The following is a 12,679-nucleotide window of genomic DNA, read 5'->3' as shown; positions in this document are numbered from 1 at the left end:
GTGGTGGGGGCGGCCGGGCAGAAGTGCGTCCCGCCAGCCGGTCGGTGGGCAAGGCCGCCGCCGGCCCAGGGGCGGGGGCGCGCAGAGCCGCGTGGGTGGGCGGCGGCGCGGGGTGGGGCGCGATGGCCGGTGACCGCGGGTGAGCGCGGTGCCTCGGCGGGGTGGCTGCCCGGTCCGGTGCGGCTCCTCGTTCCGCATGGCCGTTCCCTCCCCTGCGGTGCCCGGCCCCGACGGCTGCGTACGGCTCCTCGTTCCGCGACCGCCTGGTCCCTGTTCCCGTTCCTCGTTCGGCGACCGCGTGGCCCCCCGTGCAGCTCGTCGGACCGGGTCGCTACCCGGCCGGGTGGTTGCGTGGACCGGGCGGCTGCAAGGTCCGGGCGCTTGCGCGGCACCATACGGCTCCTCGGCTCGGGCGCCGCTCGGGCGTGCGGTTCGTTACGCGGGACTGCTCGGCTCGCGCGGCCGCTCCTCCGGCACGGCACTGGGGCCCCGCCGCCGTTATTCGGCCCGGGCGCCGCCGGGGCCGTCGCTGCCGCCCTTGACGCCGCCGCGGGCGCGCAGGACCTCCTCGAGCAGGCGGGCGGTGGACGACAGCGGCGCCAGCTCGTCCACGGCGGTCAAGGGCAGCGCGGCGACGTCCGTCAGATCCGACTCCCAGACAAGGGCGCCCGCGGCGCGGTCCGGATCACGGACGGCTGCGGCGTGCTGCAGAGCGGGCGGCTGGTCCAAGATGCTCCCCCTTCTCGCACGGTGGCACGCAATGCCCCGCGTCCTGTTCCATCATGGCCATTCCAGCCCCGGTCGAAAACCATACGATCACGCCACCCGATCATCCACGACCGCGTGGGCTCCCCGAAGAGGCGCCGAACTCCCGCAGCGCCTCGGCCAGTTCCGCCGCGCGCTCGGTGTCGTCGTCGACGGACACGACCGCGTCGTACAGCTGCCACAGGGCCTGCTCTCCCTGCCGGGCGAGCCCGCCGAGGAGCCCCACGGCGTCCGTGCGGGCCCGGGTGTGACGGGCCAGCGTCCCGGTGACGCGAGGGTCGAGCGCGCCGACCACCATCTGCCGTTCCACCGGGTCGGCCATCAGCGGATACGCCAGCAGGGCGTCCACCGCGCGCTGCAGCGGGGACGGCGGCCGCGGCGCGGCGGGCGGCGGCGCCGGGGCGATGATTTCGCCGCGCTCGGGGCTTTGCAGCCGGATCTCCGGATACTGCAGGGTTCGGCCCGCTTCCCTGAGAGCCGCGATGCGTGCCCGGACGGCCGGAAACAGTTCCTCCGGATCGGGCGGCGCGGGCAGCGACCGGGCGTCTTCGGCCAGCAGGCCGAGCAGGACGTCGGAGAACAGTCCGGTGCCGCGCACGGGGTCGTTGGCGGCGGCCCGGCCGCGCCCGGCGGCCCGCAGCACGGTCTGCCGGTGCACGAGGGTGCGCCGGCCCACGGGCAGCGCGTCCGGCGGCAGCGGCTCACGCAGCGCGAGGTCCTCCTCGAAGGTCTCGCAGGCGTCGACGACCCACAACTGCCCGGTGAGGGACGGCACGGCGTCGCTGCGGTAGCGCTCCAGGGCGGAGTCCAGGTCGATGCCGAGCTTGTCGGCGGTGGTGGCGTCCGCGCAGAACAGCCGCAGATGCCCCGACCGGTCCAGCGCCCCGTGACCGCCCCACCACACCCACAGCACCTCGCCCTGCTCCCGCGGCAGTTCCTGGACCAGGGCACGGCGCAGGGTGGCCTGGTCGGCGGGCGCGTGCGGGACGCCGGGACGGTAGGGCGGCAACGGCGCGAGGTGCAGGCGCAGCTGGTCCTCCGGGACGCCGGCGGCGCGCAGCAGGGCGTGGAAGCGGACCGCGTCGCGGGCCGGCCCGGGCAGGTCCCAGGCGGGACCGGCGCCGTAGGACTCGATGCCGACGATCAGGGCGTGCACGCGTGCGGGGTCGATGCCCGGGGTGTGCGGGGACGGACCGGTCACGGCAGGCGGTCCACGATGTGCCGGTACACCGCCGGATTGGTCCAGTAGGCGCTGTGCGCGGCCGGGAAGGGCTGACGGCTGTCGACGGCGACGTCTTCGACGCGGCCCGGGAAGAGACCGGCGCCGAGGTAGGAGAGCAGATCGCGGCGGTCGTAGAGATTGAGCCAGGCGGGGACGTGGGGTGGCAGCGGGGCGGGGTGTTCCAGGGTGGGCAGGGAGCCCGACTCGTAGAGGAACGGCCCCTGGGAGCCGGCCGTCACCAGCAGCCGCACCTGCGGCAGCGGGGCGGAGATCAGCGTGTCCAGGGCGATGATGCCGCCCAGGCTGTGGCCGAGGAGGACGACGGGTTCCTCGAGGCCCTCGACGAGGGAACGCAGGCCGGCGCGGACGGCGGCGCCGCGGGTCAGGTAACGCAGCACGTCCCCGGCGGCGGGGTGGGCGGCCTCGGTGAGGGCGCGCCGGCGACGCAGGACGGCGCGGGAGGCCGCCGAACCGGCGGTGCGCAGCAGCAGGGAGCGCACACCGCGCCCGGTGCCGCGGGGTGGTGCACCGAGTGCCTCGGCGAGCCGGTCGGTGACGTCGTCACGGGTGTCGCCGACCGGGACGAGCGGGGTGTCGGCGTCGAGGGCGTCGGCGATGACGCGGGCGGTCAGGCTGCGGGCGGCGACGGCGGCGAGGTCGTCGGGGTCCAGGGCCTCGGCGGCGGGGACGAGCAGGGGGTGGGCGGCGAGGTCGGTTGCGGCGCGGGCCAGGCCGGGGCCCAGCTCGGCGGCGGGCGCGTCGCCCTGGGCGGCCAGCGCGGCGAGCTGCGCCTGAAGCTTCTGCGCGGGCGGTACGGAGCCGGGGGGCCGCTCGGCGGTCCGGGCCGCCGCTTGCTGGGCGGCGAGGGCGAGTTCGGCGTACGGGTCGGTGTACAGGGCGGCCCAGGCGGCGGTGTCGTCGCCGGGGTCCGCGGCGCTCGCGGTCTCGTGCTGTCCTTCGGCCGGGCCGGCGGTGGGCGCCTCGGCGAGGCCGCGGGTGGTGCCGGTGGCCGGGGGCAGGCTCGCTCCGCCGGCGGCGAGCGTGGCGCCGTGCGTGCCGCCCCAGTAGTGCGGCACGATGCGTAGTCCGTCGCGCAGCGCGGTCAGTCCGGCCGCGACGCGCCCCGCCGTCTCGGAGAAACCCGGTTCGCGAACCCCTGTTCCATGGATGAAGACGACCGCCGTCATGTGCCCCCCGTGACACTGGTGCAGCGCCCTGTACGACTGCCGCTGGTACGTCAAGTTACCAGTATCATAAGGAGGTTGGGGTCGAGAGCGTGTGCGATCCCCGTCGGCGGCCGGGTTGCCGGCCCGGCCCACCGGACCACTGGGGGACACCATGAGCCCTGACGCGCTCGTCCTGCACATCGTGGGTGCCTCGGCCCTGATCCTGGTGGCCGCGCACGCCGCCGGCTGGCTGGCGCGCCGGCTCGGACAGCCCTACATCGTGGGCCAGCTGACCGCGGGCATCGCGCTCGGCCCGTCACTGCTGGGCAGTGTGGCGCCCGGGATGCACGACACGCTGTTCCCGAAGGGCATCTCACCGGCGCTGACCGGTTTCGCGCAGATCTCCCTCGTCGTCTTCCTGGTCTCGGTCGGGTACGAACTGGACCTGCGGATCCTCGGCGACCGGGCGCGGTCGGCGGTGGCCGTGGCGGTGGCCGCGTTCGTGGTGCCGATGGCGGTGGGCGCGGGCTGCGCGCTGCTGTTCCGGGAACAGTTGCGGCAGCTGGGCATGCCCCGCGACCTCTCCCCGGCCGTGGTGGTGTTCGCCGGGGTCGCCCTGTCGATAACGGCCGTACCGGTGCTGACGGCCATAGTGCGGGAGAACGGCCTGGCCCGCACGGTGCCCGGGGTGGTCGCGGTGTCCGCGGCCGGGCTGCTGGACGTGCTCGGGTGGACCGTGCTGGCGGGGACGCTGCTGAACAGCGGCGCCGGCGACCAGACGCTCGCCTGGCAGTGGCGGGCGCTGCTCGCGGTGGGCTTCATCGCGCTGATGCCGCTCGTGGCGCGGCCGTTGCTGCGCCGGCTGCTGTGGCGCACGGCGATGGAGCCGTCGCTGCGGATGGCGCTGCTGCTGGGGTTCGCGCTGGGGTCGGCGTGGGTGACGCACTATCTCGGCCTGCACGTGATCTTCGGCGCGCTGCTGGCGGGTGCGGTGCTGCCGCGGGAGCCGGACGGCACGCTCGATCCCGACCTGGTCCGGCCGCTGCACGACGTCAGCTCGCTGCTGCTGCCGTTCTTCTTCGTCGTCTCGGGCCAGTCCGTCGCGCTGAACTCCATGAACACGACGGGCTGGACCGCGTTGCTGGTCGTGACGGTACTGGCGGTGGTGACGAAGGTCGGTCCGAGTACGGCGGCGGCACGGCTGAGCGGTCTGGAACGGGACGACGCGCGCACGGTCGGCGTCCTGATGAGCACGCGGGGCCTGACGGAGCTGATCGCCCTCAACGCGGGCTACCAGGCGCATCTGCTGAGCGAACAGCTCTACACGGTGCTGGTCTTCATGGCCCTGGCCACGACGCTCCTCACCCAGCCACTCCTCCACCTGGTCGGCCGTCTGTCCCGCCCCGGCCCGACCCGAGACGACACCCCCGACCCCACCCACCCGAACCCGACGGAGACCCCGCTCCCGGGAGCGTGAGCCCTCCGAAGGGCGCGGGCCCCCAGCCGGGCACCCACCGCGGCGGGCACCGCATCGCGGCCCTGGACGACACAAGTCGCGCCAGCGCCGCAGGCGGAGACCGGCGCTGGCCGGGGGCGGCGGGCGACGGTGCCTTGCTCAGCCCGCACGCGGCCGCCCGAGCGGCCACCGCCCCCGTGACGGCCCCCGCGCCGGGGACCACCCCTGACCCGGCCTATTCCTGCCGGAGACCGAACACACCCTCGCCGCCCACCGTCACCCGGCCGGGGGCGACCGCGATCCTCGCCCCGGCCGGAGGCCAACGCCGTCCGCCTCGGCCGACATCAACCACAACCCCGGCCCGCCCCCCATGAGCCGAAGGCGAACCACACCTGCCCCTGCCCGGCCGGAGGCCACCCGCTCCCCCGCCCACCCCGGCCGAAGGCCAATCACGCCCCACCCCGCCCGGCCGGAGGCCGACGCAACTCCGCTCCGGCCGAGATCAACCACAGCACCGGACCGACCCCATGGGCCGAAGGTGACCACGCCCCACCCCAGCCCGGCCGAAGCCCAACCACGCCCCACCCCCGCCCGGCCGAAGGCCACCCACACCCCCGCCCTCACCCGGCCGGAGGCCACCCGCCCGGCCGCAGGCCACCCGCGGTCGGGGCGGCCGGGGTCCGGGGCCGCGCCCCGGACAATCCCGCTGAGGCCGCCGGCAGGCTACAGCGGCATCGGGGCCATGTCGCACTCGATGCGCCGGCGCTTGCGGGCCGACTGGAGCCAGGGGTGGTCGGGGCGGACCACACCGCCGGAGAAGCCGTCGACCGCCTTGCGCTCCAGTTCGTCCGCCTCCCGGCCGCGGCCCAGGCCACGCAGGTCCAGCGCGAGGTTGGCGGTGCAGGACAGGGTCAGCGGGTGCATCTCCCCGGCGACCTCCGTGAGGAGCGGCAGGTTGGCCTCGTCGATCTCACGCGCCCGCTCGAAGTCCAGTCGCGCGTACGCCGTGTTGGCCTGGCCGAGGGCGACGGTGAGGGCCGTGACATGCCGCGACCCGACCGTCTCGGCGAGCCTGCGCGCCGCGTCGTCCTCCAGCTCCTGCGCCTCGTCGAGCGCCCCGAGTGCCCGCAGCGTGGCGGCCAGGTTGGCCTTGGTCAGCAGCGTGTAGGCGTGGTTCTTGCCGAGCCGCTGCTCGTAGCGGAGGAGGGTGACCTCGGCGAGCTGCCGGGAGCCGTCCAGGTCACCGGCGAGGCGCAGGTCGACGGAGACGTTGGTCGCCGTCGCCAGCGCGTCGAAGTGGTCCTGCCCGTAGCGGCTGGTGAACCGGCGCAGGGTCTGGCTCGCCAGCTCCGCCGCGTCGCCGAGCGCCCCGTCACGGCGTCGGCACACCGCGAGGTTGCGCGCGATGCGCAGGGTGAGCGGATGCTCCTCCCCCATGGTGTCGCGCGCCCGCCGGTGCACGTCCTCCTGGAAGTCGCGGGCGCCGGGATAGTCGCCGCGCTCGCGCATGTCGATGGAGAGGGCGTTGAGGGTGTTCAGGGTGTAGAAGCTCGCCGGCCCGAACAGCAGGTCGCGCAGCCGGGCGTTCTCCTGGTCCAGGGCCAGCGCCTCCGCGAACTGCCCGCACAGCCGCAGCTCGACGCCGTAGGAGTGGGTCGCGCGCAGGGTGATGGGGTCGTCGGTGCCGAACAGGGAGCGGGCGAGTTCGTACGCCTCCTTCGCCACCTCCCGGGCCTCCTGGAAGCGCCCCTGGTAGCCGTAGGCGTCGGCCATCTCGCACAGGGAGTCGATCAGGACCTCCGGCTCGGCGTCGATGCGCCGGGAGATCTCCAGGGCCCGCTCGGTGAGCGGGATGGACTCGCCGACCTCGCCGATCTGGCGCAGCAGCCACGCGAAGCACTTCACCATCCGGATGACCTGGATGTCCTCCTCGCCGGAGGCGGCCACCCAGGCGGTCCACGCCTGCCGGGCGAGCGCGGCGGCGCCCTCGTGGTCGCCCCAGTAGTAGAGGAACCACACGGTGTCGGCGACCAGGTCGCGGACGTAGTCGTCGGTGCTGGTCACGGCCTGCGAGGCGAGCACGTGCGGTAGCAGCGCCTGGTACGCGCGCCATTCGAGGGACGAGCCGGGCTGGCCGGGCTTGGCGGCCGACAGCAGCTGGTGGGCGGCGTCGCGCATCTGCTCGCGCTCGTCGGCTCCCAGCTTGGCCAGGAGCACGGTCTGCAGCAGGCGGTGCATCTGGAGCGTGTCGGAGCGGGGGTCGACCCTGATCAGCGAGAACTGGCTCAGGTCGCGGATGGCGCGGTTCAGTTTGATCGACTCGCGCAGCAGCGGGTCGACCTCCGAGGTGATGCTCACCCCGCGGCTGCCGCGCAGCATCGAGCGCGGGATCGGCTCGGGAGCCATGCTGGCGCAGATGTCGAGGAGTTGACGGGCGCCGGGGTTCTTCTCCTGGATCCGGTCGAGGGAGATGTTCCAGGCGGCCGCGACGGAGACCGGGTAGTCGGGCGACGGGTCGAGTTCGAGGATCTCCGGGCTGCGCTGCGCGAGGGCGTCCAGGTACTCGTCGACCTGCATGCCGGTCACCGCCCGCCAGGCACCCGCCTGCTCGACGGCGAGCGGCAGGTCGCCGAGGGCCTCGGCGAGGCGGTCGGCGTCCTCGGTGCTCAGGTCGGGCGAGCGCTTCTGCAGCAGCTCGACGGACTCCGCGCGCTCGAAGACGTTCACCGGCAGGGAGGTCGCCACCCGCTCCCAGCCGCGGTTCCGGGAGGTGACGATGACCTTCCCCGGCCCGTTGGTCGGGAAGTAGTTGCGGACCTTGTCGATGTCCTCGGCGTTGTCGAAGACGAGCAGCCAGTTGTCGTACGGCTTGCCCGTGCGCAGCGCCTCCAGGACGGCCGGCACGGCGGTGTTCGCGGCCGGCGCGGCGGCGCTGTCCTGACCGGTGGGGGCCACGCCGAGCTGGGCGGCGAGGCTGGCCAGCGCGGCCAGGACGAGGCTCTCGCGCTCGGCGGGGATCCAGCAGATGACCTTGTAGTCGTGCTGGTGGGTGTAGATGTACTCCAGTGCCAGCTGGGACTTGCCGACACCGCCCAGGCCGTGCAGCGCGTTGGGCAGCACGGCCGTCGTGTCCTGGGCGCTGAGCTGCTCCTCCACGGCCCTGAGCAGCGCCCGGCGGCCGACGAACGAGGTGTTCCTGAGCGGAACGTTCACCAGGAGGGCCGGCGTCGCGGTCGTGGTGCTCTGCATGAGCGGTTCAGCCTCCGGGGCTTGTGGTTGGGTAGCGTCGGTCACCAGGCTCACGTGGTCTCCAGCGGTCTCGGGTTCGGTCGACGCTGGATCACTGCCTTCCGGACCCGGGGGAGCGAGCACCGCGTCCCCCTGGTTCACCGCAGCGGGTGAAGCATTCGACAAACCGGTGCCCACCCGTTCAGCCGTACTGATGTCGCCGGACGGCCCGTCCGCGTACGCCCGGTCGCCGGACGGCCGGTCGCCGTACGGCCGGTCGCCGTACGGGGACAGCCACGGTTCGATGCGCCGGGCGCGCTCGCCGTACGGCCCGGACAGCGCTCGCATGACGGCGAGTTCGCTGCGGGCCCAGCCGCGGGCGGCCGGGTCGGGCAGCCTGGCGCCGCCGGGGTCGCGCAGGGCGGCACGCAGCGCCACGCCCCGCTCCCCGGCCGCGGGCAGATCGCCCACCATGCTGACGGTGCGGGCCAGTTGGGAGCGGGTGGTGGTGGCGAGCAGCGCCTCGCGCACCCCGTCGGCGAACTCGGGGTGGTCCTCGCCGCTGTCCCAGTCGATCAGCCCGCCCATGAGGATCTCGGCGAGGTGGTCGGGGCGGGTCTCCGGCATGGCGCGTCGGCGCAGTTGCTCCACCAGGTCGAAGTCGAAGGGAATGGCGGCCAGTTGGGTGGCCAGCGCACGTGCGGCGGGGGTGGCGAGGGTGAGGAACCGGCGTACGGCGGCGGCCGCGGCGCGCGGGAAGCGCGGGGCGCGCAGTCCGGGCGCGGGCGCGCCCTTGGTGAGGGTGCCGGCCAGGACGACGGGCAGCGCGCGGCGCACTCCCCGTTCGCCGGTGACGAGGTCGGCCCAGGCGGCGAGGGAGCCGTGGCGCAGCGACAGCAGGGGCACGGGGACGGCGCCGTCGCCGGCGGCGGGCAGCGGCCGCAGCGGGTCGGGGCCGCCGGGCGGCGCCCAGTGCCGCAGTGAGGCGTTGGCGGCGCCGAAACCGCCGGCCTCCAGGGTGGCGTCGTAGGGGTTGAGGGAGGTGCGGTGGCGCAGGTGGGGCGGCAGCAGGTGGACGACGGCGGTGGGGCCCGCGTGCGCGAGACGGCCGAGCAGGGTGTCGGCGGCGGGCGCGGCCCAGCCGTGGGCGAGTCCGTCGGTGACGAGGAGGAAGACGCGGCCACCGCGGCCGTCGAGGAGTTCGGCCGGGTCGGCGGCCTCCCGCCCGGTGGGCCAGCGCAGGGTGGCGGTGCCGGTGCGCGGCACGGTGACACGGACGGTGCGCACCCCGCGGAAGGCGCCACTGTGTTCGGCGGCCTCGGCGAGGCGGGCGACGGCGTCCTCCCAGATCCGCATGGTCGGCCCGGCGTCCACAAGGAGCACCAGGTCGAAGGCGCAGGTGCGGGCGGGGCGCAGGAAGGGCAGCCACATGCCGTCCACGACTCCCTGTTCGGCGGTGGTCTCCTCGTCGAGTTCGAGGGTGTCGCGGGAGGGGATGCGGCGGGCGAGGCGGTGCAGGGCGCGGGCGAGCAGGGCGGTGGCCCGGCCGGGTCCGGGCTGGGGTGGCTCGTCGGCGGGCAGCAGGGGGCGGCCGAGGTGCAGCGTGCGGGTGCCGGTGGGGTCGGGTAACAACCGGGTGGCGCGGGCCGCTTCGCCGGTCGTGGGCCCGGGAACCGGGTCGCCGTCGGCCGGTGTGGGCGGGGGCGGCTCGGGCGGCAGCGCGGAGGAGGCGTCGCGGGCGAGGTCCTCGGCGGGGGGCGCGGCGACCGAGGGGTCTTCGGCCGGGGTCGCCGCGTCCACGGGGGTGCGGTCCGGGCGGGCACCGGGGTCCGACTCCGGGCCGGGAGCCGGTCCCGGGCCGGGGTCCGGCTCGTGCCGGGTCCAGTGCGCGGCGAGCCACACCGCGTCGGCGATCTCCTGCCAGTGCGGCAGGGAGGGCTCCGGTTCGGGGAACGCCGAAGGAGGCGACGACGACCCCATGACGGGTCCGCCGTCGCCCAGTCCGGATGCGCGCTCCCTACCGGTCAATTCAGCGGCCCTTCGCGAGGTCGCGGAGCAGCGTTTCGACGAGCTTACGCCCGCCACCATCGGTCTGGAAACCACCCGCCGTAGTCATCTGGACAGCGTTGAGTAGCTGATCCAGGCTGTGGGTGCCGCCCGCCTGGACGCGGTGGACGAACTCCTCCACCAGCTCCTCGGCGCCCTCGGGCCGGGTGCCGAGGTGTCCCTCGATCATCGCCAGCAGCCGCTCGCGGCCGGGGGGACGCATCTCCAGGGGCAGGCACCGGCGCCGGAAAGCGGCCGGAAACTCACGTTCCCCGTTGCTGGTGATCACCACGACCGGGAACTCCCGGCACTCCACGCGCCCGTGTCGCACCTCGGCGCGGCCCCCGGGGTCGCTGGTGTGGACGCGTGCCGTGTCGGCGGCGTCGCGCACCAGCTCCGGGACGTCATAACTTCCGTTCTCCAGGACGTGCAGCAGGTCGTTGGGCAGGTCGATGTCGCTCTTGTCGAGTTCGTCGACAAGCAGCACCCGGGGACGATCGTAGGGCAGCAGGGCGGTGCCCAGGGGCCCCAAGGTGACGAAGTCACCCAGTTGAGGCGGGAGTTGACTCTCTCTTGGTTCTGGCGGGGAATCGGCGCCCGGCAGTGCGGCCTGCCAGGCGGCGATCGCCTGGGCGCGGCCCATGGCGTCATGGACGTACAGGCCGTCCTTGAGGGTGGTGCGGCTGACGATGTTCCACTCCAGCACCCGGCCGAGGCCCAGTTCGCGGGCGATCAGATAGGCGAGGGTGGACTTGCCGACGCCGGGCGGGCCGGTGATCAGCAGGGGCCTGCGCAGCACCAGCGCGGCGTTGACGACGTCGATCTCGTCGGCGTCGAGCTGCGGGGCGAGGTCGCCCGGGCCCAGGCGGCGCTGGGCGGCCTCGGGGTCGTCGGGCGGCGCCGGCTGCGGCGGGCCGCCGCGGAACCGGCGCCAGGGCGGGGGTTCCGGCAAGGGGGGCGGGTCGGCCGGGGGCCGGCCGGTGGCGTCGAAGACGCGCCAGCCGCCGCCTGCCGTGTGCTCCTGCGCGCTCATGCCGGTGCCTCCTCGCTGGCGAGATCGCCGGGATCGGGGGTCTGAAGGTCGACGAGCCGGGTCGGATCGTCCCAGAAGAAGCCGATGTGCCGGCCGAGAAGACGGCCGGGGCCCTGGGCGTGGCGGGCGGCGCTCTGCCGCAGCCGGTGCACCACGGCGGGGATCTGCGCGGGGGTGGGCACGGCGGCGAACACGGCGGTCACGACCTCCCGCCGCTCCTCCGGGAACACTCCCCTGCGGTCCCAGATGGCGAGCCCTATGCCCTCCGCGATGGCGGCCTTGAGCGCCTCCAGCGCGGGCGCGGTGTCCGGGGCGTCCAGCACGACCGCCGTGTGGGAGGTCTCCCCCGCGAGTTCGGCCTGCCACGCGTCGAGCCGCTCGGCGTCCGGTTCGCTCCAGTGGTGCACTCCGACGCCGCCGTGGCGCAGGGTGTCCCAGCGCTGCTGCCACTGCTCGCGCACCGCCCCGTCCCGCGAGCGCATCCGCTCCAGGGATCGCAGATGGATCCCGTACCGGGTGCCGAGCGCGAGCGGACGCCCGTCGCCGATCCGGTACGGCAGCGCGGCCACATCGTGGTTGAGCAGGTCGTACGGAAGGACGAACTCGACGTACGGCGGTGGGGGCCGGCGTCCGCTGGGATGCGGCTCGGGCGGCACGGTCCACAGCCGGGCGCCCTGCCGCAGGGCCGCTTCTACGGCGGGGCCGAGGCCGTCGAGGGTCGTGGTGACGGGCTCGCAGGGCAGCGGGTCCCAGTGGCCGGGGACGGTGTTGAGCCAGGGGCGCACCAGCACCTCGCCGGTGCCGTCCCGGGCGGGTTCGACGGCGACGATGAGGCAGCGCGGGATGTCGGGGTCTCCGGCCGCCGCGGGGCGCGCGGCGCGGCGTTGTCCGAGCTGCGCGGTGAGACCGGCGCGGCGGGCCCAGTCGTCGGCCCAGCCGGACAAGGCGGTGCGGTGGGCGGGCGTGGCGGCGAGGGCGGCGGCCCGGTCGAGGAGGAGCACGGCGGGCGGGAGGCCGTCGGGCTGGGCGTTGCACTCCAGGACGTAGCCGAAGAGCTGGTCGGGGGTGAGGCCGAGGGGGAGGAAGAGTCCGTTGAGTTCCTGGACGAGGTCGTCGCGCAGCCGGCCGGCGGGCAGCTCGCCCTTGGCGAGGACGGCGCGGGCGCTGTTCTCGTCGACGCGGGTGAGCGGGCCGGGCAGCAGGTCGTCCTCCACCGGCGGGGCGGCGGGTTCCAGCAACCGGTCGAGCCGGTCGCCGGCCGGGCCGCCCTCGAAGACGCGCACCATACCCACGAGGACGCGCTCGCCGCCCTCGATGTTCAGCGCGGCGCGCACCAGGGTGACGACGTCCTCGCGCTGTTTGACGCCGCGGAGGTCGATCGGGCGGCGCAGATGGTCACCGAGGATGCCGGCGAACTGGACGCGCCCCTGGGCGTCCTCCATGCAGCTCAGCTCGCACAGTGCGTCGGTGAGACGTAACAGCAGACCCACGCCCTGCGCGTGCCCGGATGCGTCCTCGGGTCCGACCGACCCCGCGCCTGTATTCACCGACTTTCCCCCTGAGCCGGTTCACCTGCCTGACCGACCAGCGAAGTTAGCACGGCCACCAGCGGTTAACCAGGGACGAACGGGACCTGCGTCACGATCTCCGGCCAGGACCGCCCCAGCGGGGACGACCTGGCCGGAACCGATCGCCCACGCGGCTGGTAACCGCCGTGTGCAGGTCGGTGAACCGGCCGTGTGTCTCACCCGCCCGACGGGATC

At 74.8% G+C, this 12,679-nt stretch carries 7 protein-coding genes; 1 reads left to right on the top strand and 6 read right to left on the bottom strand.

All coding sequences use genetic code 11. From position 1 onward, the window contains the following. Positions 1-498 precede the first annotated feature (498 nt). The 3 genes from ACZ67Q_RS00140 to ACZ67Q_RS00130 form a co-directional block, all read right to left on the bottom strand. Positions 499-729 (bottom strand): hypothetical protein, encoded by a 231-nt coding sequence (locus tag ACZ67Q_RS00140; protein ID WP_471174540.1) that lies wholly within the window; start codon positions 727-729, stop codon positions 499-501. 100 nt (positions 730-829) lie between these two features. Continuing rightward, positions 830-1,966 carry an effector-associated domain 2-containing protein gene (locus ACZ67Q_RS00135; RefSeq protein ID WP_471174538.1) on the bottom strand — a complete coding sequence of 379 codons (1,137 nt, stop codon included), beginning with the start codon at positions 1,964-1,966 and terminating at the stop codon, positions 830-832. Next, positions 1,963-3,174 carry a hypothetical protein gene (locus ACZ67Q_RS00130; protein ID WP_471174536.1) on the bottom strand — a complete coding sequence of 404 codons (1,212 nt, stop codon included), beginning with the start codon at positions 3,172-3,174 and terminating at the stop codon, positions 1,963-1,965. The genes ACZ67Q_RS00135 and ACZ67Q_RS00130 overlap by 4 nt, the downstream gene beginning before the upstream one ends. Positions 3,175-3,325: 151 nt before the next feature. Between ACZ67Q_RS00130 and ACZ67Q_RS00125 the strand changes: the two genes are divergently transcribed. Then, on the top strand, positions 3,326-4,630 hold the full coding sequence (locus ACZ67Q_RS00125) for a cation:proton antiporter (protein WP_471174534.1): 1,305 nt from the start codon (positions 3,326-3,328) through the stop codon (positions 4,628-4,630). A gap of 702 nt (positions 4,631-5,332) precedes the next feature. Here ACZ67Q_RS00125 and fxsT read toward each other — a convergent pair. Genes fxsT through ACZ67Q_RS00110 form a run of 3 tightly spaced genes read right to left on the bottom strand, consistent with a single transcriptional unit; the run spans position 5,333 to position 12,406 of the window. Continuing rightward, a complete protein-coding gene (fxsT, locus tag ACZ67Q_RS00120) occupies positions 5,333-9,865 on the bottom strand; it encodes an FxSxx-COOH system tetratricopeptide repeat protein (protein ID WP_471174532.1) in 4,533 nt (1,510 codons plus the stop codon). Between the two features lies 1 nt (position 9,866). Further along, on the bottom strand, positions 9,867-10,916 hold the full coding sequence (locus ACZ67Q_RS00115) for an AAA family ATPase (protein ID WP_471174530.1): 1,050 nt from the start codon (positions 10,914-10,916) through the stop codon (positions 9,867-9,869). Next, entirely contained in the window at positions 10,913-12,406 is a 1,494-nt protein-coding gene (locus ACZ67Q_RS00110; RefSeq protein WP_471174528.1) for a VMAP-C domain-containing protein, read from the bottom strand. The genes ACZ67Q_RS00115 and ACZ67Q_RS00110 overlap by 4 nt, the downstream gene beginning before the upstream one ends. Positions 12,407-12,679: the final 273 nt, after the last annotated feature.

Source organism: Streptomyces sp. NPDC036813 (assembly GCF_055609245.1).
The sequence above is the reverse complement of the archived record's forward strand: the minus strand, read 5'-3'. Positions and strand labels throughout refer to the sequence as shown.

Excerpts from the sequence above, each read along its gene's own strand:
- ACZ67Q_RS00130 (WP_471174536.1), bottom strand. The coding sequence starts at position 3,174 with ATGACGGCGGTCGTCTTCATCCATGGAACAGGGGTTCGCGAACCGGGT.
- ACZ67Q_RS00125 (WP_471174534.1), top strand. The coding sequence starts at position 3,326 with ATGAGCCCTGACGCGCTCGTCCTGCACATCGTGGGTGCCTCGGCCCTG.
- ACZ67Q_RS00115 (WP_471174530.1), bottom strand. The coding sequence starts at position 10,916 with ATGAGCGCGCAGGAGCACACGGCAGGCGGCGGCTGGCGCGTCTTCGAC.